We start from the raw sequence: 24,371 nt of genomic DNA, 5'->3' as shown, positions 1-24,371 counted from the left end.
CGTCTTCAGCGTTAATGAAAATATTTTTCATTCGCATATGTGGGTTTTTCTCCCTGCTGCGTCTTCTCTGCTGTCCGTCGCCGCTGCCGGCGACATCCAGCAGTCACTTGGGGAGAGTTCCAGCATGACCTTGCCTTTCACCCGCGCCGCCTGGCGCCCGCTGTGTTCCGCCGCCGTGCTCGGCGCCGCGTTGTGGGCCGCCGGCGCCAGCGCTGCCGAACGACGCTTCGACCTGCCGGCGCAGCCGCTGGCCGCCTCGCTGTCGCGCCTGGCGCAGCAGGCGCAGGTCCAAGTGCTGTTCGACGAGTCGCTCCTGCGGGGCCTGCGCGCTCCGGCGCTGAGCGGCAGCTACGGGGTGCGCGAGGCGCTGGAGCGGTTGCTGGTCGGTTCCGAGCTGGAGCTGGTGGAGGCGGGCGGCGGCTACGTGGTGCGCCAGCGCCAGGTCGACGCCTACAGCGACAACGCGCTGCAACTGGACGCGCAGACCATCGTCGGCAACGGTCGCGAAGTGGACGCCAGCAACGTCGGCCGCTCGACCCTGACCCGGCGGGATATCGAACGCCAGCAGGCGGACAACATCCCCAGCCTGCTGCAGACCCTGCCCGGGGTGACCATGGGCGGCTCGCCCAAGCCGGGCGGACAGACCACCAACATCTGGGGCCTGGGCGACGCCGAGGACGTGCCCTATACCCTGGACGGCGCGCAGAAGAGCGGCTTCGAGCGCTACCAGCAAGGCACCGTGTTCATCGAACCGGAAATGATCAAGCGCATCGAGGTGGAGAAGGGGCCGCACTCGGTGTTCACCGGCAATGGCGGCTTCGGCGGCACCGTGCACATGGAGACCAAGGACGCGCCGGACCTGCTGCGCGAAGACCGCGACCTCGGCGCCATGCTCAAGTACGGCTATCACTCCAACGACCAGCAGAAGATCTACTCCGGCGCCGTGTTCGGTCGCAGCGAAGACCGCCGCGTCGATGCCCTGCTCTACCTCAACGGCCGCGACGGCCGCGACATGAAGCTGGCCGACAACCTGCCGCTGTCGCCCACCGACTACCCGATCAACCCCAAGCGCCTGCCCAACAGCGCTCAGGACGAGAAGACCGGCCTGTTCAAGCTAAACCTGCACCCCACCGAGGAGCACGACCTGGGCTTCACCTACCTGCGCTCGAAAAGCTCGCGCTGGACGCCGTTCTCCGCCAGCAGCTACCCGACCCCGCCGAGCCAGTGGACCATCGACCGCTACGGCTACGAGCTGGGCCTGACCCGCCTGCTGGCCCACCGCGATACCACCGACACCACCTGGACCGGCAAGTACAACTACCATCCGCTGGACAACCCCTGGATCGACCTGCAACTGAGCTATTCCGACGCCCGCACCGAGCAACTCGACCGTCGCGAGGACACCGCCTTCTACCAGCTCGCCACCGGCGGCAAGCGGATGCGTACCGAGTACCAGGACAAGGTCCTGGAACTGCGCAACACCAGCCGTTTCGATACCGGAGCGCTACAACACGAGCTGACCCTGGGCGCGGCGCTGCACAAGCACAAGCGCGACATCCTCATGCACATGCCGGGCAAGACCTATGAGACCCCGCGCTACAACTACGGCTGGCTGCAACCGGCATTCATGCCGGCCGGCAAGCAGGACACGCAGAGCTTCTACATCCAGGACGCGATCACCTACGGCAGCCTGACCGTCACCCCATCGATGCGCTTCGACAGCGTGCGCAACGACGGCCAGGCCAACCTGGCGCCGATCTACGACAATCCCAAGCTCGGCCATGACTATCGCGCCCAGACCTACTCCGGCTGGTCGCCGCGGCTGTCGGTGTTCTGGACCGCGACGCCGAACCTGGCGTTCTTCGCCGACTACACCGAGACCTGGCGAGCGCCGGTGATCGACGAACAGTACGAAGTGCAGAACAGTTCGACCATCGGCGGCAGCAGCCGCGACCTGGACGCCGAGCGCATCCATGCGATCCGTGGCGGCAGCGTGATCAACCTGCCGGACCTGCTGGTCGCCGGCGACAGCCTGCAGATCCGCACCACGTTGTTCCAGAACCGCATCAAGGACGAGATATTCCGCACCCGCAGCGTCGGCTGCCGCCAGCAGTCGATCGACAACGGCAGTATCGGCGGTAGCTGCGGCGACATGCTGCCGCTGAGCAACTACCGCAACCTGCCGGGCCTGACCATCAAGGGCTTCGAGATCGAGAGCTTCTACGACAGCCAGCGACTGTTCGGCAGCCTGTCCTACTCGTGGATGACCGGCAAGCACGATGGTGCCTACAGCAATCCCTGGGGACCGAACGTGTGGGCGCGCGACATCCCGCCGCCGAAGTGGGTGGCCATGCTCGGCCTGAAGGTTCCGGAATGGGACGCCAAGCTCGGCTGGCAGGGCGAGTTCGTGCGCAAGACCGACCGCCTGCCCAGCGATCGCTACAGCGGCGGGATGGGTACCGGTTCCGGCGATATCTACTGGGATCACGCGGCCAACGACAGCTACGACACCCATCGGCTGTTCGCCGAGTGGGTCCCGGCCAAGCTGGGCCTGAAGGACACCCGCATCGACTTCACCGTGGACAACCTGTTCAACCGCTCCTATCGCCAGCCGCTGGGCGGCGACCTGGTCTACAGCCAGGGACGCAACGCCAAGATCAGCGTCACCCAGTTCTTCTGAGGGGCGTCAGCGCACCGAACCGATGCGCCGGGTGTCCTCGGCATACCAGACGACGAACACCCGGCCGACCAGGTCGGCGCGCGGTACGTAGCCCCAGTAGCGGCTGTCGTTGGAGTTGTCGCGGTTGTCGCCGAGCATGAAGTAGTGGCCGGCGGGGACGGTCCGCTCGGCCATGCGCAGGGAGTCCGGCTGGCGCAGCGCCTGCTGCGCCAGGTAGGGCTCGGTCACCTGGTGGTCATTGACGTAGAGCCGGCCGCCATCGATTCGCACGCGATCGCCGGGTATCCCGGCGATGCGCTTCACATAGGCGATGCTGCGCTGCGGCGGGAAGCGGAACACCACCAGGTCGCCGACCTGCGGGTCGGCGAAGGCGTAGCGCGCGGCGTTGGCGAGGATGAAGTCGCCCTGTTGCAAGGTCGGTTCCATCGAGCGCGAAGGGATCTTGTACAGCGCCACGCCGAGGAGCCGCGCGCGCGGGTCGAGACTGGCGGTGCCGAACGGATTCGCCAGGTAGACGGCCAGCATGATCGCGGCGAGCAGGCCCATGGCGGGCCAGAAGCGTCGTTTCACGAAGGTTCCCTTTTTCGTGGCGGAAGGCCGGCGTCGCCGGCCCCCGCGGTCGTCATACCAGGCCGAGGACCTTGAGCAGGAAGGCGTATTCCAGCGCCACGTCCTTCAGCCCCTGGTAGCGGCCGCTCATGCCGCCGTGGCCGGCGCCGAGGTCGGTCTTGAGCAGCAGCAGGTTGGCGTCGGTCCTGGTCGCCCGCAGTTTCGCCACCCACTTGGCGGCTTCCCAGTACTGCACGCGGCTGTCGTTGTAGCCGGCGACCACCAGCAGGTGCGGGTAGTCCTGGGCCCTGACGTTCTCGTAGGGCGCGTAGGCGGCGATCCGCGCATGCACCTCGGGCTCCTGCGGGTTGCCCCACTCATCGTATTCGGTGACGGTCAGCGGCAGGTCCGGATTGAGCATGCTGTTCAGCACGTCGACGAACGGCACCTCGGCGATCGCCGCGCCGAATAGTTGCGGGCGCTGGTTGAGCACCGCGCCGATCAACAGCCCGCCGGCGCTGCCGCCGCTGATGGCGAGTCCCTCGGGACGGCAGTAGCCCTCGGCGAGCAGGTGCTCGGCGCAGGCGATGAAGTCGTCGAAGCTGTTCTGCTTGTGTTCCAGCTTGCCGGCCCGGTACCAGGCTTCGCCCAGTTCGCCGCCGCCACGGACATGGGCGATGGCGAAGACGAAGCCGCGTTCGAGCAGGCTCAGGCGGGCGTGGGAGAACCAGGGATCGAGGCTATGCCCGTAGGCGCCGTAGCCATAGAGATAGAGCGGCGCGGGGCGCCCGGCGGCGATGCCGTCGAGGACTTCCTTGCGCGCCACCAGGCTGACCGGCACCTGCGTGCCGTCGCCGCTGCTGGCCCAGATGCGCCGACTGGCGTAGGCGTCGGCGTCGAAGGGGCCTTCCACCGGGGTCTGCTTGAGGACGGTCTGCGTGCCATCGGCGAGGTTCAGCTGGCGTACCTGCGCCGGACGGTTCAGGGCCTCGTAGCGCAGTCGCACGCAGAGGCTGTCGAATTCCAGGCTGTCCTGCACGTAGAGGCTGTAGGCGGCGTCCGGCAACTGCACGCGGTAGGCCGGCAGGCCCTGCGGTTGCACCTCGATCACCGGCAGGCCGCCGTCGCGCAGGCCGAGGATCACCGCCTCGGCGTTCAGGCTGACATCTTCCAGGGTCCGCTGCGGGTCGTGGGCCACGCGCAGTTGCCAGTGCTCGCGAGTCGGCCGCGACTCCTCGGCCTGGTAGAGGGCGAAGTTGATCCCCGCCTGGTTGCTGCGGATCAACCACAGGCCCCGGCCGTCGAGGCGACCGTGGTCGGGGTAGTACTCATGGCCTTCCTCGCGCGGCGCCAGGCAGCGGAACGTTCCCTGCGGCTGGTCGGCGTCGAGCACCCAGGCCTCGCTGGTGGTCTTGCTGTTGAGCAGGAGGATCAACTGGCGTTCCGAGCTGGAGCGGTAGCAGTGCAGGAAGAAGCGCCCGTCGCCTTCCTCGAACACCAGCTCGGCGCCGGCCTCGCACAGGCGGTGGCGATAGAGCTTGTGCGGGCGGTGGGTGTCGTCCAGTTCGCCGAAGAACAGTGTGCGGTTGTCGTTGGCCCAGGTCAGGCTGCCGTCGCAGTCGTCGAAGGGCAGGGCCTGCACCGCGCCGCTGGCGAGGTCCTTGACGAACAGGCGGTAGATCTCGTCGCCGCTGGTGTCCAGGCTGTAGGCCAGCAGGCTCTGGTCGGGGCTGATGCTGAAGGCGCCGAGGGAGAGGAAGCCGCCGTCGGCCAACTGGTTGGGATCGAGCAACAGTTGCTCGGCGCCTTCGTCGACCGCCAGGCTGCCGTCCGCCGGACGTGGGCAGCGGTAGTGGCGCGGGTATTCATCGCCGGCGGTGGTGCGCTGGTAGTACAGCCACGGACCCCAGGGACTGGGCAACGACAGGTCGGTCTCGCGGATGCGTCCCCTGATCTCCTCGAACAGGGTCTCGCGCAACCCGGCCTGGTCGGCCAGTTCGCTATCCAGGTAGGCGTTCTCGGCCTTCAGGTAGTCGAGCACCTCCGGGGCGTCGCGCTCCTCCAGCCAGGCGTAGGGGTCGCTTCCGGCGTCGCGGCGGGCGATGGGGGGCTGCGGATGGGGCATCGGGAATCCTCGTCGATCCGGCCATGCGCGAGGCCGGGAAATCTGAATAAAACTGGCGGCGCGGCGCCCGCCATCGGTGGGTAGGCGCGTCGGCATGCAAAAGCGGCTATCATAAGCCCCCCATCACCGCTATCGCCACGCACGCCGCATGAATGAACAAGACTATCTGATCGCCTGGGGCGCCTACGCCATCGCCGGACTCGGCCTGATGCTGGTGTTCTGGCTGATGACCGGCTGGATGTGGCGCTGGCTGCGCGAACCCCTGCGGCTGATCGTCTTCATCCTGCTGTTCACGCCGACTCCGGTGGACCCGCAGAACGACCTCTACGCCCCGGCCATCGCGATCACCGCGCTGGACGTCGTGTTCAAGGTCGGCAACAACGCCTGGCGCGCGGTCTCCGACCTGGCCCTGGTGGCGCTGCTGGGTTTCGGCCTGTACCTGCTGATCGCCGCCATCCGCTGGCCGCTGGAGCGGGCCTGGAAGAATCGCCGGCATCCGTCGCAGGACGCCGAGGACGAGCCGACCCTGCGGCAGATGATGCAGCCCGAGTTGATGCCGGACGTCGACACCCGCACCGACGAGCACGGCGACCGGCGCATGCGCATCGAGCCGCGCCTGTAGCCTTTCGCGACGAAATCCATTCTTGCACTACGCCCGGCAGGCGTTCAGCATGAGGCGAGGCCTATGTCGGGATTTCCCATGGATTGCGTGTTCTGCGCCATAGCGGGTGGCCGCGAGCCGGCGCACAGACTCTTCGAGGACGAGCATTTCATCGTCCTGCTGGACATCTTTCCGCTGCGACCGGCGCACGTGCTGATCGTAGCCCGCGAGCACGCCCCGCACCTGAGCGATCTTTCCGCCGCCGCCCGCGACGCCCTCCCGGCGCTCGCCGAGCGTACCGGTCGCGCGTTGCGCCGGGCCGGTTTCGGCGTGGAAGGCATCAACCTGTTGCTCAACGATGGCGTGGCGGCCAACCAGCACGTGGCGCACCTGCATCTGCACCTGATTCCCCGGCGTCGCGGCGACCTGCCGCGACTGCTCTGGCGCGCCCTGACCCGTTTCCTGCCGATCGGTCGCGCGAGCCTGCAGGCGCGTCTGCAGCGGGAAGGAGAACTACTACGTACAGCCTTGCTCAGGGAGGTTTGAGCCATGTGTGAACTATTGGGCATGAGCGCCAACGTCCCGACGGACATCGTCTTCAGCTTCACCGGACTGATGCAGCGCGGCGGCGGCACCGGCCCGCACCGCGACGGTTGGGGCATCGCCTTCTACGAAGGACGCGGCGTGCGGCTGTTCCAGGACCCGCTGGCGAGCGTCGATTCGGAGGTGGCGCGGCTGGTGCAGCGCTTCCCGATCAAGAGCGAGACGGTCATCGGGCACATCCGCCAGGCCAACGTCGGCAAGGTCGGGCTGAGCAACACCCACCCCTTCATCCGCGAACTCGGCGGGCGCTACTGGACCTTCGCGCACAATGGCCAACTGGCCGACTTCCAGCCCAAGCCCGGCTTCTACCGCCCGGTCGGCGAGACCGACAGCGAGGCGGCCTTCTGCGACCTGCTGAACCGCGTGCGCCGGGCTTTCCCCGAGCCGGTGCCGGTGGAGGTGCTGTTGCCGGTGCTGATCTCGGCCTGTGACGAATATCGCAAGAAAGGCGTGTTCAATGCCCTGATCAGCGACGGCGACTGGCTGTTCACCTTCTGCTCCAGCAAACTCGCCTACATTACCCGCCGCGCGCCGTTCGGCCCGGCACGGTTGAAGGATGCCGACCTGACCGTGGACTTCCATGCGGAAACCACGCCGGACGACGTGGTCACGGTGATCGCCACCGAGCCGCTCACCGACAACGAGAACTGGACCTTGCAGCAGAGCGGCGAGTGGGTCCTCTGGTGGGGCGGCGAGGTGTTGGCCAAGGGGCGGGTCTGAATCGCCGCCGTGGACGAGGAGAGCGCATGTTCCGCAGTTACCTGAGACTGGTGCTGTTCACCCTGGGCCTGCTGCTCGGGGTGCAGGTGCCCGGCTTCATCGACGACTACGCCAAACGCGTCGACGCCCATCGCCTGGAGGCCGCGCAGAACATCCAGGGCTTCCAGCAGACCGCCGGGCAGTTCTTCAACGGCAGCCTGGAGGAACTGGTCAGGCATTACCGCAGCAACAGCGATCCGGTGTTCCAGCGCGACGGCGAGAACCTCGACCGCCTGATGCGCCGCGCGCGCATGCTCGACGCCGAGTGGCAGGCCATGCAGGGGCCCTGGTACGCCCGCGCCTGGCACATGCTGCGCGCACCGAACCATGAGTTGCTGATGGAAACCTATGCCAGCTACAGCTACCAGGTCCTGCTCAAGCCCGAGGTGATCGCCTGGGGCCTGGGCTGCGCCTTGCTGGTCGCCTGGATCGCCGAGCTGATCGTGTATTCGCTGGCCTCGCTGTTCGGCTTCGGCGAAGACCGCCGCACCCGCGAGCGTCACTGGAGCTGACGGCGCGACTCAGGCCGCCGCTAGTTCCAGGAACGCCCTGATCACCCGCAGGCCGCGGCGCTTCTCCAGGCAGCCGATCAGGTGGCAGTTGGTCAGCTCGGGACCGACCAGCGGCACCGCGCGAACCCGCGGATCGTTGCCGACCTCCAGGGAAGACACCACGCCGACGCCCAGTTCGGCGGCCACCGCTTCGGTCACCGCTTCCCGGCTGTCCAGCTCCAGCAGCACCCGCGGCTGCACGCCCTGGCTGGCGCAGGCGCGGTCGAAGGTGCGGCGGGTGATCGAGCCGGGTTCGCGCAGCACCATGATCTGCTGGTCGAGTTCTTCCAGCGGTACGCCTTCGCTGCGTTCGCACCAGGGATGCTGGCGAGGCAGCAGGGCGCAGATGCGCGAATTCACCAACTCCTCCAGGAACAGCCCGGGACGCGCCTCGACCTCGGTCAGCACGGCGACGTCGACGTGTTCGCTGAGCAGCGCCGCGAGGGTTTCCTGGGCGTTGCCCAGGCGCAGGTTGACGGTGATTCCCGGATAGCTCGCGCGCAGCCGGGCGAGCATCGGCATCACCAGGTGCGGGCCGTCGGCGGCGACCTCGAGGCGGCCGGAGACCAATTGTCGATTGGCGTCGAGCAGGGCCTCGGCTTCTTCCTCCAGGGCGAACAGGGTGCGTGTGATCGCCACCAGGCGCGAGCCTTCCTCGGTCAGTTCGATGCGCCGGGCGGTGCGTCGGAACAGGGTGACCTGGTAGTGCTCCTCGAGTGCCTTGACGTGTCCGGTCACCGCCGGTTGGCTGATACACAGGCGCTCGGCGGCGCGGGTGAAACTGCCTTCGCGGGCGACGGCGTCGAAGGCGCGGAGCTGGAAGAGATTCATGGTATCGGCCTGGCTTATGGCTGGCATCGGAACAAACAATTTGAACGATAGTAGCGCGGCGCTCACCTTATGTCTCCAGGCTTCCCCGGAACGCCGGCGCGGAACGACCGCCCGGGCCGCGAAGCCCGATCCGGTTTCTTTCGCCGATTCCCGCAGAGGAAATGAGCATGAGCACTGCCGAACGCGCACCCATCCTGCTGACCCCCGGTCCGCTGACCACCTCCTACCGTACCCGTCGGGCGATGATGGTCGACTGGGGCTCCTGGGACAGCGATTTCAACGAACTCACCGCCAGCGTCTGCCAGCGCCTGCTGAAGATCGTCGGCGGCGAAGGCAGCCACACCTGCGTACCGTTGCAGGGCAGCGGCACCTTCGCCGTGGAAGCGGCGATCGGCACCCTGGTGCCGCGCGACGGCAAGGTTCTGGTGTTGATCAACGGTGCCTACGGCAAGCGCCTGGCGAAGATCTGCGAGGTCCTGCAACGGCCCTTCAGCACCTTCGAGACCGAAGAGAACGTGCCGACCACCGCCGCTGACGTCGAGCGCCTGCTGGCCGCCGATCCGGCGATCAGCCATGTGGCGCTGATCCACTGCGAGACCAGCACCGGCATCCTCAATCCGCTGGAGGCCATCGCCAAGGTCGTCGAGCGTCACGGCAAGCGCCTGATCGTCGATGCCATGAGCTCCTTCGGGGCGATCGGGATCGATGCCCGGACAGTCCCGTTCGACGCCCTGATCGCCGCCTCCGGCAAGTGCCTGGAGGGCGTCCCGGGGATGGGCTTCGTCTTCGCCCGCAGCGCCGCCCTGGAAGCCAGCGCCGGCAACTGCCACTCCCTGGCCATGGACCTGCAGGACCAGCACGCCTACATGCGCAAGACCGGGCAGTGGCGCTTCACCCCGCCGACCCATGTGGTCGCCGCCCTGCACGAAGCGCTCAGCCAGTACGAAGAGGAGGGCGGCCTGCCGGCGCGCCAGCGGCGCTACGCGAGCAATTGCGAAACGCTGCTCGGCGAGATGGCCCGGCTCGGTTTCCGCAGCTTCCTGCCGGCGGAAATCCAGGCGCCGATCATCGTTACCTTCCACGCGCCGCGCGATCCGCGCTACCGCTTCGCCGACTTCTACCAACGCGTGCGGGAGAAGGGCTTCATCCTCTATCCGGGCAAGTTGACCCAGGTGGAAACCTTCCGCGTCGGCTGCATCGGCCACGTCGACGCCGCGGAGATGCGGCAGGCGGTCGCCGCCATCGGCGAGGCGCTGCGCGAACTGGAAGTCCTCGAGATCTGAACTGAACGACAACGAGCAGAAAAGGGTTCACGACAATGAATTACAACCAGCCAGCCACCCTCCAGGCCGCCATCCTCGACTGGGCGGGAACCGTGGTCGATTTCGGCTCCTTCGCGCCGACCCAGATCTTCGTCGAGGCCTTCGCCGAATTCGGCGTCCAGGTCAGCCTGGAGGAAGCGCGCGGTCCGATGGGAATGGGCAAGTGGGACCACATCCGCACCCTCTGCGACATCCCGGCGATCGCCGAGCGCTACCGCGCCGCCTTCGGCCGCCTGCCCAGCGACGACGATGTCACCGCCATCTACGAGCGCTTCATGCCGCTGCAGATCGAAAAGATCGCCGAACATTCGGCGCTGATCCCCGGCGTCCTGCAGGCGATCGCCGAACTCCGCGGGATGGGCCTGAAGATCGGTTCCTGTTCCGGCTACCCGGCGGTGGTGATGGAGAAGGTGGTAGCCCTGGCCGAGACCAACGGCTACGTCGCCGACCACGTGGTGGCCACCGACGAAGTGCCCAACGGCCGGCCATGGCCGGCCCAGGCGCTGGCCAACGTGATCGCCCTGGGGATCGACGATGTGGCGGCCTGCGTGAAGGTCGACGACACCTGGCCGGGCATCCTCGAAGGGCGCCGCGCCGGGATGTGGACGGTGGCGCTGACCTGCTCGGGCAATGCCCTGGGCCTCACCTACGAGCAGTACAAGGCGCTGCCGGCGGCCGAACTGGAGCGCGAGCGGACGCGTATCGAACAGATGTTCGAAGGTTCGCGTCCGCACTACCTGATCGAGACCATCGCCGAGCTGCCAGCGGTGGTCCGCGACATCAATGCGCGCCTGGCGCGCGGCGAGATGCCGCAGGGTAACTGAGCCACGTCTGTGCCGAGGCCGCCGCGGGCAACCGCGGCGGCCTCGGTTTTCTAACCGGCGTCCGGGTGCCCCAGGCGAGTCTTGAGGAAGTCGATGAACGCGCGGACCTTCGACGGCAGGTGGCGGGTCGGCGGATAAACGGCATGCACGCCCTGGAGCGGAAACCCGTGGTCCGCCAGCAGGCGTTGCAGTGCGCCGCAGCGCAAGTCGGCCTGCACCAGCCAGTCCGGCAGCACGGCGATACCCAGGCCGTCGAGGGCAAAGGCGCGCAGGGCCGCGGCGTTGTCGGCCAGCAGCATGGGATGGCGCGGTCCGCGGTAGCTGCGCAGGGCGCCGTCGGGGGCGCGTACTTGCCAGGGCAGGGAGTCCGCCAGCCGGCTGTGACCGAGATTCTGCAGGCGCTCCAGACTCTCCAGGTCGGTCGGCGGCGGTTCGCCGAGCGCCGCCAGGCAGGCCGGGCTGGCCACCGCCAGGACCTCGAAGCTGGCCAGTTGCACCGCATGGTGGGTGGAGTCCTCCAGGCGCCCCAGGCGGATCGCGACGTCGAAGCGTTCGCCAATCAGGTCGGCATGCAGCGATGAGGTCGACAATTGTACCTGCAACGCCGGGTGCAGCCGGGCGAATGCCTGCAGGGCCGGCACCAGTTGGCGCAGGCCGTATTCCTGGGTGGTGGTGACGCGCAGGCTGCCACGCAGTTCGCCATGCTCGGCGCGGGCGTCGTCGATGGCCAGGCGCGCCTCGTCGAGCACCTTCACGCAGCGCTGGTAGAAGCGTTCGCCAGCATCGGTCAGGGCCATCCGCCGGGTGCTGCGGCTGAGCAGAGAAACGCCCAGCTCGGCCTCCAGCCGCTTGAGGTTGAAGCTGACTACCGCACGCGTCTGGCCGAGGGTGTCGGCGGCGGCGCTGAGGGAACCGCAGTCGACCACGGCGCGAAAGGTTTCGAAGCGGTCGAGGCTGACCATGGAAGGCGACCCTATTGTCAAATTCGATTTGACAGTCTATGCGCGATTAGCCTCTCCAGATAGCGCGAGCGCCTCGCTATGCTCCCCGGCAAACCTCCGGAGCGCCCATGAATCAACCGTCCCGCCTGGCCACTTTGTACCTGCTGGGGTTCGCCCTGGACCTGGTGAACATCTTCATCGCCAGCGTCGCCTACCCGGACATCGGGCGTTCCCTTGGCGCTTCGGTGGCGACCCTGGCGTGGATCGGCAACACCTACCTGCTCGGCTTGACCCTGGTGATTCCGTTGAGCGTCTGGCTCGCTTCGCGCCTGGGAGAACGGCGACTGATGCTGCTGGCACTGGCCGGTTTCGCCAGCGCTTCGCTGGGTTGCGGCCTGGCTGGATCGGCGGCGACGTTGATCGTTTGGCGCCTGTGCCAGGGGTTGGCCGGCGGGTTGCTGATCCCCCTCGGCCAGGCCATGGCCTATCGGAATGTCCCGGCGTCGGCACGGGCCGGCCTGACCGCACGGGTGATGCTGGTGGCGCTGATCGTTCCCGCCGTGGCGCCTGCCCTCGGCGGCTGGCTGGTGGACAGCCTGTCCTGGCGTGGGATCTTCTTCGCCAGCGTGGCGCCAGCGCTGCTGGTGCTGGCCCTGGCGATGCGCTGGCTGCCCAGGCACAAGCATGCGGCGCAGCGCCTGGACCTGCGCGGCCTGCTGCTCGGCTCGGCGGCGCTGGCCACGCTGCTGGTGGCGCTCGCCTGGCTGGGATCGCCCGGCGGCGGCGGGCGTGGCCTGCTCCTGGCGCTGCTGGCCTTGCTGCTACTGGCGTGACGGGCGCGCTCGTACCGACGCGCTGCTCGACCTTGGCTTGCTGGAGGCGCCATTGCTGCGTACGGCGATGCTGGTCTATCTCTGCGTGCCGGGAGCCTTCATGGGCGCCAACCTGGTCGCCATGCTCTATCTGCAAGGCCCCCTCGGCCTCAGCGCGAGCCGTGCCGGTGCGCTGATGCTGCCCTGGGCGCTGGCGGCCGGCCTGGCCATCGGCCTGACCCGGCGACGCTTCAATCGCTGGGGGCCGAAATCCTTGCTGCTGGCGGGCATGGCGATACAGGCCGGCGGCCTGCTGTGGCTGGCTCGAAGCGGGGAGGGGAGCGGCTTCTGGCAACTGGCGGGGGCCTACGCGACCATGGGATTCGGCGGCAGCCTGTGTAGCAGCGCGGCACAGGGCATGGCCTTGCTCGACGTCCCGGCGGCGCGCATGGGCCATGCCAGCGCCTTGTGGAACATCAATCGGCAACTGGCGTTCTGCCTGGGCATGGCCGTGCTCGGTGGGTTGCTCAACCTATTGCAGGCGCGGGCCGACCCCGCGGCCTTCGTCCACTGCTTCCTGTTCTCCGCCGCTTTCACGCTATTGCCTCTGCCGTGGGTGAGGCGTATCGATTCCGCCGGGGTTCGCGCCCTGGTCCAGACCTGAAAGGAGCTACACCATGACTTGTGCCTACCGCCGGGAAATCCACCATGCCCACGTGGCGATCCGCGACTGGCTGGCCGGCGACTCACGGGCTGACGCGCTGGATGCGTTGATGGCGCGTTTCGCCGAGGACTTCTCGATGGTCACGCCGCATGGCGTGGTCCTGGACAAGACTGCTCTGGGCGAGCTGTTCCGCAGCAAGGGCGGCACCCGTCCTGGGCTGCGCATCGAGATCGACGGCGAGAGTCTGCTGGCTTCAGGCGTGGATGGCGCGACCCTGGCCTATCGGGAAATCCAGTCCGACGCGGCGGGTCGCAGCGAGCGCCTGTCCACCGTAGTCCTGCACCGTGACGACGAAGGGCGGCTGTACTGGCGCCACCTGCAGGAAACCTTCTGCGGCTGAGCCTGCCTCAGTCGCTGGCACCGAGCAGGCGCAGGAAGGCATCGGCGAGTTCGCCGGCCAGCGGCTGGGTATCCAGGCGGCCGCCGGCGATGGCGTCGTCGGCGGCGCCATGCAGCCCGGAGTAGAGCAGCAGGGCGTTCAGCCGTGGGTTGCGCAGCGGCCAGGCGCCGGCCGCCGCGCCGTTCTCCAGTAGCTCCGCCAATTGCTCCAGCACGCGGTCGCGCTCCTGGTTGCCGCGCTGGTGGTGATGGTGCTCGCTGTAGACCACATCGTGCAGCCGGTAGCCCTCCAGGTAGCCCGCCAGGCCGCTCTCGGTCCAGGCGCGCAGGCGGCCGGGATGGTCGTTCGCCGGACAGGCCTCGACGGCATTCGCGATGCGCTGCTGGAAAGCCTGGGTGAAGCGCTCGCGCAGGGCCAGGAGGATGTCGGTCTTGGCTTGGAAGTAGTGATAGAAGGTACCCTTGGCGACCCCCGCGGCAGCGACGATGTCGCTGATGGTGGTGGCGTCCACACCCTTGTCTAGGAACAGTTGCTGCGCCGCCGCCATCAGTTCCTCGAGACGAACCTCCGCAGGCTTGGTGCGCGGTTGGCGGGCAGGCTGTTCGGCGTGGCGATCGGGCATGGAGCGCGGATCCGGTGGTTGGGTTGGCCGCAGTGTAAAAGAGCGTGGAGGGGAAGACGAGGCATGACAGGAAGATGAGAATGTTTCGCGATATTTATTGACTGACCGTCGGTCAATGGATTATTCCTGGGCCAGCGCCCTCTCATCGGAGTACTCCATGAACCCTTCGCGTCGTGTCGCCCTGGTCGCCGCCATTTACCTGGGAACCTTCATCGCCTCGCTCGACATCAGCATCGTCAACCTCGCCCTGCCGACGCTGCAGTACGCCCTGGATACCGACCTGGCCGGCCTGCAGTGGGTGGTCGACGCCTATGCGCTGTGCCTGAGCGCCTTCATGCTGTCTTCCGGACCGCTGAGCGACCGCTACGGTCGCAAGCTGACCTGGCTGCTCGGGGTCGGCCTGTTCAGCTTCGGTTCGCTGCTCTGCGCGCTGGCCACCTCGCTGCCGCTGCTGCTGTTCGGACGCGCGGTCCAGGGCATCGCCGGGGCGCTGTTGATACCCGGCGCGCTGTCGATCCTTACCCAGGCTTTCCACGATCCCGGCCAGCGCGCCCAGGTGATCGGCGGCTGGACCTCCTTCAGCGCGCTGTCGCTGATCCTCGGCCCGCTGCTCGGCGGCCTGCTGGTGGAGCACGCCGGCTGGCAGAGCATCTTCCTGATCAACCTGCCGCTCGGCCTGCTGGCGCTCGCCCTGGGCCTGTGGGGCATCGAGGAAACCGCGCACCCCGAGCACGCCGCCTTCGATCCCCTGGGGCAGCTGCTCAGCGTGGTCTGGCTGGGGGCGTTGACCTACGCCCTGATCGCCGCGGGAGAGGGCGGCTGGTTGTCTCCCACGGCCTGGCCGGCGCTGCTCCTGGCCGGGGTCGGCCTGCTTGGCTTCCTCTTCGTCGAGCGGCGGACCGCCCGACCGCTGCTGCCCCTGGGGTTGTTCCGCCAGGCCGGGTTCGCCGTCTGCAACCTGGCCTCGTTCGTCCTCGGGTTTTCCGGCTACGCCAGCCTGTTCTTCCTCTCCCTGTTCTTCCAGCAGGTGCAGGGTGCCTCGGCGCAGCAGGCCGGCTTCTACCTGGCGCCGCAGTTCCTCGCCATGGGCGCACTGTCCATGCTGTTCGGCCGGTTGCAGCGGCACGTACCGCTGCGACGCCTGCTGGTGCTGGGCTACCTGGTGATCGGCCTGGCCATGCTGGCGCTGGCCGCTTGCGGTACGGGAACCGCGTATCCCTGGGTCGGCCTGTTGCTGGTGGCGCTCGGCCTGGGCATGGGCCTGGCCGTTCCCGGCACCGGTCTGGCGGTCATGGCGAGCGTGGCCCGCGAGCGTTCCGGGATGGCCTCGGCGACCATGAATACCCTGCGCCAGGCCGGCATGGCCGTCGGCATCGCGTTGCTGGGAGCGCTGCTGAGCGGGCGGGCGATCGTCGTCCTGGGCGATCGGCTGGAGGGGCTGGGGATTGCCGATGCGCAACGGCTCGCCACCCAGGCGGTCACGGCCCATCGCTTGCCTGGTTCCCTGGCGGGGCTCGACGCCGAGCTGCCGGCCGCGCTGGCCGAGGGCTTCCGTCTGGCTATGCTGGTGGCCGGAGCCAGCGCCCTGCTGGCCGCCGCGCTGCTCTGGCGCCTGCGCGTTAGCGCCGGCCCGGCGGCGGATACAGTTGGCGCATCTGGACGAACGGCAGGGGTACAGTTGCAGGCCGATAGACACTGACTCTCGGGTCACGATGCTGGCGTGGGGGCGATTTCCTTGCGTTATGCTGCTCGAAGCGAAGAATATTCGCGTATTCCAACTGTTGTGCTAGGGTATGGCCTGCGACAACCTGTCGCAGGCAGGTAAAAGCCCTACTTTATCTATGTTTGAGAAAGTCTATTGCAAGATGTGTCATAGGCTCCTCAGCTGAAATGAATTGTAATAACTGACGCTCAGTTTCGGTCCAACGAGCGTCGCGCGAGTCTCTGCTCCGCATCGCGATAAATGGGTTCCTGCCTTGCCTGTTGCACAACAAATAGCCGACCGATAACTGCGACCTGATCACCCGGCGGGAAGGGCAATCCTTCTCGCCCAGGCATGCACGTGCCTTGGCCGCCCTTGGCCTCTTCCGGCACAGCTTCGAAAACGCTGTTCATCAAGGAACGACTCAGCGCGTGGAACGAGTCCGCCACCGGAATCGGGAAAGGTATCCGCTTGCCTTCTCCCGTGGCCGGGCAATGGCCGTTCCGTACCCCGGCGGCGACTGCATGTCTGGAACTGGCTGAAGCCAGCGGTCTCCGCCACAAGCCTTGCAAGGAGACATCCATGAGCGACCACTCGCTCCTTCCATCGATTAAGGCCGGAAGATGACCAAAGCAAACCCGTTTGCCGCATTGAAATGGCTTTCCCTGGCGCCCGCGCTGCTGCTCGGCGGCTGCGACATGACCCTGTTCAACCCGAAAGGGCAGGTGGGCATGGACGAGCGCACCCTGATCATTACCGCGACCCTGCTGATGCTGATCGTGGTCATCCCGGTGATCGTGATGACCCTGGCGTTCGCCTGGAAGTACCGCGCCTCGAACACCCAGGCCGAGTACAAGCCGGACTGGCACCACTCCAACCGCATCGAGGCGGTGGTCTGGCTGGTGCCCTGCGTGATCATCGCGATCCTCGGCTGGATCACCTGGGAAAGCACCCACAAGCTCGACCCGTACCGTCCGCTGGACTCCGAGGTCAAGCCGGTCACCATCCAGGCCGTTTCGCTGGACTGGAAGTGGTTGTTCATCTACCCGGAGCAGGGTATCGCCACGGTCAACGAGATCGCCTTCCCGAAAGACACCCCGGTGAATTTCCAGATCACCTCGGATTCGGTGATGAACTCGTTCTTCATCCCGCAGCTGGGCAGCCAGATCTACTCGATGGCCGGGATGATGACCAAGCTGCACCTGATCGCCAACGAAGAAGGCGTGTTCGACGGTATCTCCGCGAACTACAGCGGCGGCGGTTTCTCCGGCATGCGCTTCAAGGCCATCGCCACCTCCGAGCAGGGCTTCCAGGACTGGGTCGCCAAGGTCAAGGCGGCACCGGCCAGCCTGTCGATCGGCACCTATCCGGAACTGGTCAAGCCGAGCGAGAACGTTCCGCCGACCTACTTCTCTTCGGTCAGCCCGGAACTGTTTGGCCACATCCTCACCAAGTACGAGCACCACGGCGACGCCAAGGGTGCCGCGCACGGCGAGCACGCCGGGGCTGAGCACGAAGCCGCCATGACCGGTCACGACATGCAGGACATGGACATGCAAGCCATGCAGGGCATGAAAGACATGAAGGACATGCACATGCAACCGAGTACCCAGGAGTAAGCGCAGATGTTCGGGAAACTGACACTCTCGGCCGTGCCTTACCACGAGCCCATCGTCATGGTCACACTGGCCGTCGTCGCCCTGCTGGGCCTCGGCGTGGTCGGTGCGATCACCTACTACCGCAAGTGGACCTACCTGTGGACCGAGTGGCTGACCTCGGTCGACCACAAGAAGATCGGCGTGATGTACATCGTCGTCGCCCTGGTCATGCTGGTCCGCGGCTTCGCCGACGCGATCATGATGCGCGGCCAGCTGGCCCTGGCCGAAGGCGCCAACCACGGCTACCTGCCGCCGGAGCACTACGACCAGATCTTCACCGCGCATGGCGTGATCATGATCATCTTCATGGCCATGCCGTTCATGACCGGCCTGATGAACCTGGCCGTGCCGCTGCAGATCGGCGCGCGCGACGTGGCGTTCCCCTTCCTCAACTCGCTGAGCTTCTGGCTGCTCGTGGTCAGCGCCATGCTGGTCAACGTGTCGCTGGGCCTGGGCGAATTCGCCCGTACCGGCTGGGTGGCCTATCCGCCGCTGTCGGAGCTGGCCTATAGCCCCGGGGTAGGGGTGGACTACTACATCTGGGCGCTACAGATATCCGGGATGGGCACGTTGCTCACGGGGATCAACTTCCTGGTCACCGTGTTCAAGATGCGTGCCCCGGGCATGAAGCTGATGCAGATGCCGATCTTCACCTGGACCTGCACCTTCGCCAACATCCTGATCGTCGCCTCGTTCCCGATCCTCACCGCTGCGCTGGGCCTGCTGTCGCTCGACCGCTACCTGGACATGCACTTCTTCACCAACGAGCTCGGCGGCAACGCCATGATGTACATCAACCTCTTCTGGGCCTGGGGCCATCCCGAGGTGTACATCCTGATCCTGCCGGCCTTCGGTATCTTCTCCGAGGTCACCGCGACCTTCGCCGGCAAGCGCATGTTCGGCTACAAGTCGATGGTCTGGGCCAGCGCCGCGATCACCTTCCTCGGCTTCACCGTGTGGCTGCACCACTTCTTCACCATGGGTTCGGGCGGTGACGTCAACGGCTTCTTCGGCGTGGCCACCATGCTGATCTCGATCCCCACCGGGGTGAAGCTGTTCAACTGGCTGTTCACCATCTACAAGGGCCGCCTGCGCTTCAGCACGCCGATCCTGTGGACCCTGGGCTTCATGGTGACCTTCACCATCGGCGGCATGACCGGCGTCCTGCTGGCCATCCCGGGCGCGGACTTCCTGCTGCACAACAGCCTGTTCCTGATCGCCCACTTCCACAACACCATCATCGGCGGCGCGGTATTCGGCTACCTGGCCGGCTTCGCCTTCTGGTTCCCGAAAGCGTTCGGCTTCACCCTCGACGAGAAGTGGGGCAAGCGTTCCTTCTGGTGCTGGCTGGTGGGCTTCTACATGGCCTTCATGCCGCTCTACATCCTCGGCTTCATGGGCATGACCCGTCGCCTGAACCACTACGACAACCCGCTGTGGAAGCCCTACCTGGTGGTCGCGTTCTTCGGCGCCGTGCTGATCTTCTGCGGCATCGCCTGCCAACTGATCCAGCTGTTCGTCTCGGTCCGCAACCGCAAGCAACTGGCCGACGTCAATGGCGACCCGTGGGAAGGCCGCACCCTGGAATGGGCCACTTCCTCGCCGCCGCCGTTCTACAACTTCGCCGAGCTGCCGAAGGTACAGGACGTGGATGCCTTCCACGACATGAAGAAGGCCGGTACCGCCTACCGCAAGCTGCCGGCCTACCAGCCGATCCACATGCCGAAGAACACCGCCGCGGGCTTCTCCATCGCCGTGTTCGCCTTCGTCTTCGGCTTCGCCGCCATCTGGCATATCTGGTGGCTCATGGCGGTCGGCTTCGTCGGCATGATCGGCTCCTTCATCGTGCGCAGCTACAACCAGGACGTCGACTACTACGTCCAGCCCGAAGAGATCGAGAAGATCGAAAGCGCCCGTTTCCAGCAACTCGCCAAGCAGGTCTGAACCATGTCGACGGCAGTATTGAACAAGCATCTGGCCGACGCCCACGAAGTGGGCCACGACCACGATCATGCACACGATAGCGGCGGCAACACCGTCTTCGGTTTCTGGCTCTACCTGATGACCGACTGCGTGCTGTTCGCCAGCGTCTTCGCCACCTACGCGGTGCTGGTTCACCACACCGCCGGCGGCCCCAGCGGCAAGGACATCTTCGAGCTGCCCTACGTGCTGGTGGAAACCGCCATCCTGCTGGTTTCCAGCTGCACCTACGGCCTGGCCATGCTCTCTGCGCACAAGGGCGCCAAGGGCCAGGCGATCGCCTGGCTCGGGGTCACCTTCCTGCTCGGCGCCGCGTTCATCGGCATGGAGATCAACGAGTTCCACCACCTGATCGCCGAAGGTTTCGGCCCGAGCCGCAGCGCCTTCCTGTCGTCCTTCTTCACCCTGGTCGGCATGCACGGCCTGCACGTCAGCGCCGGTCTGCTGTGGATGCTGGTGCTGATGGCGCAGATCTGGACCCGCGGCCTCACCGCGCAGAACAACACCCGGATGATGTGCCTGAGCCTGTTCTGGCACTTCCTCGACATCGTCTGGATCTGCGTCTTCACCGTCGTCTACCTGATGGGGGCCCTGTAATGAGCAGCGCTGCACACGACAACCACGGCGCCGGCCACGGCAGCCTGGGTTCCTACGCGATCGGCTTCGTGCTCTCGGTGATCCTCACCGCGATCCCGTTCTACATGGTCATGGACGGTGGCTTCTCGCGCCACGCGACCATCCTCACCATGGTCGTCCTCGGCCTGGTGCAAGTGGTGGTGCACCTGATCTGCTTCCTGCACATGAACATGTCGTCGGAAGGGCGCTGGAACGTGATGGCGTTCATCTTCACGGTGATCGTCATCCTGCTGGTGGTCGGTCTCTCGCTGTGGATCATCTTCAGCGCCGACATGCTGATGATGCCGATGCCCTGAGGGCCATGACGTGAAGCTGAAACGCTATCTCCTGGTGGCCAAGCCGGGAATCATCTTCGGCAACCTGATCGCGGTGGCGGGGGGATACTTCCTCGCCGCCCGCGGCAGCGTCGAGCCGATGCTGTTGCTGGCCACGGTCATCGGCCTGTCGCTGGTGGTCGCCAGTGGGTGCGTACTGAACAACTGCATCGACCGCGACATCGACCGGCACATGGAGCGGACCCGCGGGCGAGTCACCGTGACCGGGCAGATCTCGCTGAAGGCTGCCCTGGCCCACGGCCTGGTCCTCGGGGTCGCCGGCTTCGGCCTGCTGTGGTGGCGGACCAACCCGCTGACCACCGCGCTGGCCGGCTTCGGCTACTTCGTCTACGTCGGCCTGTACAGCCTGTGGTTCAAGCGTCGTTCGCAGTACGGCACGCTGGTCGGCAGCCTCTCCGGGGCGATGCCGCCGGTGGTCGGCTACTGCGCGGTGAGCGGCCAGTTCGACGCCGGCGCCGCCTCGCTGCTGGCGATCTTCTGCCTGTGGCAGATGCCGCACTCCTATGCCATCGCCATCTTCCGCCTGAAGGACTACGAGGCGGCTGGCATCCCGGTGCTGCCGGTGGCGCGCGGCATCGCGGTGACCAAGATCCACATCGTGCTCTACATCCTCGCCTTCATGGCGGCGACCCTCGCCTTGTGCCTGGGCGGCTACGCCGGCTACGGCTACCTGCTGGTGGCGGTGGCGGTGAGCCTGTGGTGGCTGGCCATCGCCCTGACCGGCTACTGGACCGCCGACGACCGGGTCTGGGCGCGCAAGCTGTTCGCCTTCTCCATCGTCGCCATCACCGCGCTGAGCGTGATGATGTCCATCGACTTCCAGGTGGCGCCCGCCACCCATCTGGTCGCCTCGCTGTTCTGAGGCGACACGCTTTAGGGAAAGCCCCGCCGGTCGATTGGCGGGGCTTTTTTTTGTCTGCGCGATGGCAGGGATGCGGACGCCGCCTGGCAGAAGGGCCGCGCGGCGAGCCCTCTGTTCCGGGACTCTGCCGTTGGTTATCAGATTTTTCCGGGAGCTTTTTCGGAGCTGTCCGGCTTGTGAAAAAAACCCTCCATCAATCAAATACCAATGATTCTCAATAACCAAGATGGAGTACTTCATGGATCGTCGCAACGAGCCGTCCCCCTTGCCCACCAAACGCCCGCTGGCGCCGCTGATGCTGTTGATGGCCGCCTGCTCCTCGCCGGCCCTGGCCGAGGACGCGGCGCGCAAGGACGATCCCCTGGAACTGGGAGCCGACACGGTCACCGGCGAGCAGGCCTCGTCCAGGGTCGAACGCTCGGCCTCGGCCAAGTACGCCGTGCCGCTGCTGGATACCCCGCAGACCGTCACGGTGGTGCCGCAAAAGGTGATCCAGGAGCAGAACGCCCTGAGCCTGCGCCAGGTGCTGTCCAACGTCTCCGGCATCACCTTCAACGCCGGCGAAGGCGGCGGCGGTTCCGGCGACAGCATCAACATCCGCGGCTTCAGCGCCAACGCCAACATGCAGGTGGACGGGCTGCGCGACAGCGCCCAGACCAGCCGCAGCGACCTGTTCAACCTGGAGGCGGTGGAAGTGATCAAGGGACCGAACTCGGTGTTCGGCGGCGCCGGCACCAGCGGCGGCAGCATCAACATGGTCAGCAAGCAGCCCAAGGCCGAAGCCTTCACCCACCTGGGCGCCGGGCTGGGCACGGACCGCTACCGGCGCCTGACCCTGGACACCAACCAGCCGCTGGAAGGGCTCGGCGAGTCGACCGCCTTCCGCCTCAACCTCATGGCCCACCACAACGATGTCGCCGGGCGCGAACAGATCGACAAGCAGCGCTGGGGCATCGCGCCATCCCTGACCTTCGGCCTGGACACCCCGACCCGCCTGACCCTGAGCTACTTCCACCAACGCGACGACAACCTTCCCGACTATGGCGTGCCGGCGCTGAACGGGCGCAAGCTGGACGGCGTCAGCCGCCACGATTATTTCGGCTGGCGCAACCTGGACGAGGAACGGATCGACAACGACGTCGCCACCCTCAAGCTCGAACACGATTTCAGCGACGACTTCCAGTTGCAGAACCTCATCCGCTATTCCCACCTGCATCGGGACACGGTGATCTCCGCCTCCCACGTCAACCAGAAGGGCCTGCCGCCGGGTCGCTACCTGCCGGCGGGACCGCAAGCCTACGGGCGCGATTCGAAGACGCGGATGTGGATCAACCAGACCAACCTCACCGGCCGCTTCGATACCTTCGGCCTGGCGCATACGCTGATCGGCGGCTTCGAGCTGTCCCGCGAGACCTACGACCGCACCACCTACTCCTACAACCTGGGCAAGTTCTACCCGGCCAACGGCTTCGACCTGCACAACCCGCCGGGCTACTGGAACGGCCCCACCGACAAGCGCGACAGCGCGCGCAACCGGACCGAACTGGAGGTCAAGGCGCTGTACGCCTTCGACACCATCGCCCTGGACGAGCGCTGGGACCTCAGCCTGGGCCTGCGCTACGACTGGATCGACGGCACCTCGCGGAGCACGCCCTCAGGCAAGCCGACGGTGCGCGCCGACAGTTCCGACGGCAAGCTGAGCACACGGGCGGGGCTGGTATTCAAGCCGCTGGAGAACGGGCGGGTGTACGTCTCCTACGGCACCTCCTTCAACCCCTCGGCGGAACACCTGGTCACCACCGGCTCGGGCGTGACCGAGGCGACCGGAGGCCTGGCGCCGGAGAAGAACAGCACCTACGAGCTGGGCACCAAGTGGGAGTTCCTCGGACGGCGCCTGGAGCTGGACGCGGCGCTGTTCCAGGTGAAGAAGGAAGACGCCCGCGAACGCCTGGCCGACGGCAGCTACGTGCTTGCCGGCGAACAGCGCGTGCGTGGCCTGGAGCTGAGCGCCAGCGGCAAGCTGAACGAGCACTGGGACCTCTTCGCCACCTACACCTACCTCGACAGCGAAACCCTGAAATCCAGCAACCCGCAGCGCGAGGGACAGGCCCTGGGCAATACCCCGCCGCGCTCGTTGAGCCTCTGGAGCACCTACGAACTGCCCGAGGGCGTGACCCTGGGCTATGGCGCACGCTATGTCAGCCAGCGCAACGTCACCTCGGTGGACAACGGCAAGCTGGATGCCTACTGGGTGCACAACATGATGCTCGGCTACCAGGCGACGCGCGACCTGAAACTGCAACTCAACCTCGACAACCTGTTCGACAAGGCCTACGTCGAGCGGGTGCGCCAGGTGTACGGCAATCAGTCGCGCTCCTCGGCCATCGAGTATGGCGACGGTCGCACGGCGATTCTTTCGGCGATCTACGCGTTCTGACGGCAGGCAGGCCATGGAAGCCGGCGCCCACTGCCTGGGCGCCGGTTCTTCTCGGCGATTTCCTCTGAACTTTTTCACTGCGGCGCCTATCAACTCCTTTGCAAGTCATTTTTCAGGGAGCCTCTTCGATGGCACGCAAAAACGCAGTGAAAGACAACCTCGAGCAGATCCAGCACCAGAGCTACAGCGAGCTGCAGGAACTGCTCTCCGAAGCCAACAGCATGCTCGCCGACAGCGCCGCCTTCGCCGGCGACAAGGCCGACAGCGCCCGTGCGCGGATCGGCGCGCTGCTGGAGAAGGCCAACGATGCCCTCGGCAAGGGCGGTAGCGCCGTGGCCGAACGCAGCCGCCACGCGGTGGATGCGACGGAAAGCTATATCGGCGCCAATCCCTGGCAGACCGTGGCCATCACCACCGCGGTGGGCCTGCTCGCCGGCTTCCTGCTCGGGCGCCGCTCCTGAGCACGCGGTCGGTGCC

21 protein-coding genes and 1 pseudogene are annotated in these 24,371 nt (G+C 66.5%); 17 read left to right on the top strand and 5 right to left on the bottom strand.

Going from position 1 to position 24,371, the window contains the following annotated elements:
- Positions 1–124: 124 nt before the first annotated feature.
- Positions 125–2,680 (top strand): heme receptor HxuC, encoded by a 2,556-nt coding sequence (hxuC, locus tag VQ067_RS19435; protein WP_031693353.1) that lies wholly within the window; start codon positions 125–127, stop codon positions 2,678–2,680.
- 6 nt (positions 2,681–2,686) lie between these two features.
- Here hxuC and lepB read toward each other — a convergent pair whose 3' ends face one another.
- Together lepB and VQ067_RS19425 are read right to left on the bottom strand one after the other, a co-directional pair.
- A complete protein-coding gene (gene lepB, locus VQ067_RS19430; RefSeq protein WP_003133458.1) occupies positions 2,687–3,226 on the bottom strand; it encodes a signal peptidase I in 540 nt (179 codons plus the stop codon).
- Positions 3,227–3,302: 76 nt separating this feature from the next.
- On the bottom strand, positions 3,303–5,354 hold the full coding sequence (locus VQ067_RS19425) for a S9 family peptidase (RefSeq protein WP_042852732.1): 2,052 nt from the start codon (positions 5,352–5,354) through the stop codon (positions 3,303–3,305).
- Between the two features lie 148 nt (positions 5,355–5,502).
- Here VQ067_RS19425 and VQ067_RS19420 point away from each other — a divergent pair, with 148 nt between their 5' ends.
- The 4 genes from VQ067_RS19420 (at position 5,503) to VQ067_RS19405 (ending at position 7,829) form a co-directional block, all read left to right on the top strand.
- A complete protein-coding gene (locus VQ067_RS19420; RefSeq protein ID WP_003086834.1) occupies positions 5,503–5,976 on the top strand; it encodes a hypothetical protein in 474 nt (157 codons plus the stop codon).
- 63 nt (positions 5,977–6,039) lie between these two features.
- Positions 6,040–6,501, top strand: coding sequence for an HIT family protein (locus tag VQ067_RS19415; protein ID WP_003086845.1), 462 nt, complete (start codon positions 6,040–6,042; stop codon positions 6,499–6,501).
- 3 nt (positions 6,502–6,504) lie between these two features.
- Complete coding sequence (locus tag VQ067_RS19410; RefSeq protein ID WP_003082680.1) at positions 6,505–7,278, top strand: class II glutamine amidotransferase; 774 nt, start codon at positions 6,505–6,507, stop codon at positions 7,276–7,278.
- 26 nt (positions 7,279–7,304) lie between these two features.
- A complete protein-coding gene (locus VQ067_RS19405; RefSeq protein ID WP_003086848.1) occupies positions 7,305–7,829 on the top strand; it encodes a DUF2937 family protein in 525 nt (174 codons plus the stop codon).
- Positions 7,830–7,838: 9 nt separating this feature from the next.
- On the opposite strand, the gene VQ067_RS19400 is transcribed toward VQ067_RS19405, so the two are convergent.
- Positions 7,839–8,699 (bottom strand): LysR substrate-binding domain-containing protein, encoded by an 861-nt coding sequence (locus VQ067_RS19400; RefSeq protein ID WP_003109262.1) that lies wholly within the window; start codon positions 8,697–8,699, stop codon positions 7,839–7,841.
- A 167-nt stretch (positions 8,700–8,866) separates the two neighbouring features.
- On the opposite strand from VQ067_RS19400, the gene phnW reads away from it, so the two are divergent.
- Both phnW and phnX read left to right on the top strand, forming a co-directional pair.
- The gene (gene phnW, locus VQ067_RS19395; RefSeq protein ID WP_015503246.1) at positions 8,867–9,982 is read left to right on the top strand and encodes a 2-aminoethylphosphonate--pyruvate transaminase; all 1,116 of its coding nucleotides are present in this window, start codon (positions 8,867–8,869) and stop codon (positions 9,980–9,982) included.
- A gap of 35 nt (positions 9,983–10,017) precedes the next feature.
- Positions 10,018–10,845 carry a phosphonoacetaldehyde hydrolase gene (gene phnX / locus VQ067_RS19390; RefSeq protein WP_033990191.1) on the top strand — a complete coding sequence of 276 codons (828 nt, stop codon included), beginning with the start codon at positions 10,018–10,020 and terminating at the stop codon, positions 10,843–10,845.
- A gap of 50 nt (positions 10,846–10,895) precedes the next feature.
- Here phnX and VQ067_RS19385 read toward each other — a convergent pair whose 3' ends face one another.
- The gene (locus VQ067_RS19385) at positions 10,896–11,807 is read right to left on the bottom strand and encodes a LysR family transcriptional regulator (RefSeq protein ID WP_003082689.1); all 912 of its coding nucleotides are present in this window, start codon (positions 11,805–11,807) and stop codon (positions 10,896–10,898) included.
- Between the two features lie 107 nt (positions 11,808–11,914).
- Between VQ067_RS19385 and VQ067_RS19380 the strand changes: the two are divergent.
- Together VQ067_RS19380 and VQ067_RS19375 are read left to right on the top strand one after the other, a co-directional pair.
- Positions 11,915–13,262 (top strand): annotated as a pseudogene (locus VQ067_RS19380) (MDR family MFS transporter).
- A 13-nt stretch (positions 13,263–13,275) separates the two neighbouring features.
- Positions 13,276–13,662, top strand: coding sequence for a DUF4440 domain-containing protein (locus tag VQ067_RS19375; RefSeq protein WP_003082694.1), 387 nt, complete (start codon positions 13,276–13,278; stop codon positions 13,660–13,662).
- 7 nt (positions 13,663–13,669) lie between these two features.
- Here the strand turns inward: VQ067_RS19375 and VQ067_RS19370 are convergent, their stop codons facing one another.
- A complete protein-coding gene (locus tag VQ067_RS19370) occupies positions 13,670–14,284 on the bottom strand; it encodes a TetR/AcrR family transcriptional regulator (RefSeq protein ID WP_003082696.1) in 615 nt (204 codons plus the stop codon).
- Between the two features lie 157 nt (positions 14,285–14,441).
- On the opposite strand from VQ067_RS19370, the gene VQ067_RS19365 reads away from it, so the two are divergent.
- From VQ067_RS19365 to VQ067_RS19330, 8 genes are all read left to right on the top strand, one after another.
- A complete protein-coding gene (locus VQ067_RS19365; RefSeq protein WP_003112370.1) occupies positions 14,442–15,983 on the top strand; it encodes an MFS transporter in 1,542 nt (513 codons plus the stop codon).
- Positions 15,984–16,609: 626 nt separating this feature from the next.
- Complete coding sequence (gene cyoA, locus VQ067_RS19360) at positions 16,610–17,605, top strand: ubiquinol oxidase subunit II (protein ID WP_003082702.1); 996 nt, start codon at positions 16,610–16,612, stop codon at positions 17,603–17,605.
- Between the two features lie 6 nt (positions 17,606–17,611).
- The gene (gene cyoB, locus VQ067_RS19355; RefSeq protein ID WP_003082705.1) at positions 17,612–19,588 is read left to right on the top strand and encodes a cytochrome o ubiquinol oxidase subunit I; all 1,977 of its coding nucleotides are present in this window, start codon (positions 17,612–17,614) and stop codon (positions 19,586–19,588) included.
- 3 nt (positions 19,589–19,591) lie between these two features.
- Positions 19,592–20,221 (top strand): cytochrome o ubiquinol oxidase subunit III, encoded by a 630-nt coding sequence (gene cyoC / locus VQ067_RS19350; RefSeq protein WP_003086858.1) that lies wholly within the window; start codon positions 19,592–19,594, stop codon positions 20,219–20,221.
- Positions 20,221–20,556: a cytochrome o ubiquinol oxidase subunit IV gene (gene cyoD / locus VQ067_RS19345; RefSeq protein ID WP_003109258.1), complete on the top strand. Its 336-nt coding sequence runs from the start codon at positions 20,221–20,223 to the stop codon at positions 20,554–20,556. The genes cyoC and cyoD overlap by 1 nt, the downstream gene beginning before the upstream one ends.
- Before the next feature lie 10 nt (positions 20,557–20,566).
- A complete protein-coding gene (cyoE, locus tag VQ067_RS19340; RefSeq protein WP_003082726.1) occupies positions 20,567–21,457 on the top strand; it encodes a heme o synthase in 891 nt (296 codons plus the stop codon).
- Between the two features lie 238 nt (positions 21,458–21,695).
- Positions 21,696–23,894 carry a TonB-dependent receptor gene (locus VQ067_RS19335; protein ID WP_003145267.1) on the top strand — a complete coding sequence of 733 codons (2,199 nt, stop codon included), beginning with the start codon at positions 21,696–21,698 and terminating at the stop codon, positions 23,892–23,894.
- Positions 23,895–24,022: 128 nt separating this feature from the next.
- Positions 24,023–24,355, top strand: coding sequence for a DUF883 family protein (locus VQ067_RS19330; RefSeq protein ID WP_003082731.1), 333 nt, complete (start codon positions 24,023–24,025; stop codon positions 24,353–24,355).
- Positions 24,356–24,371: the final 16 nt, after the last annotated feature.

It is taken from the genome of Pseudomonas sp. KBN12P06040, from assembly GCF_037574965.1.
GTDB classification, from domain to species: domain Bacteria; phylum Pseudomonadota; class Gammaproteobacteria; order Pseudomonadales; family Pseudomonadaceae; genus Pseudomonas; species Pseudomonas aeruginosa.
Note: the sequence above shows the minus strand (reverse complement) of the source record. Positions and strands in the feature narration are given on the sequence as shown.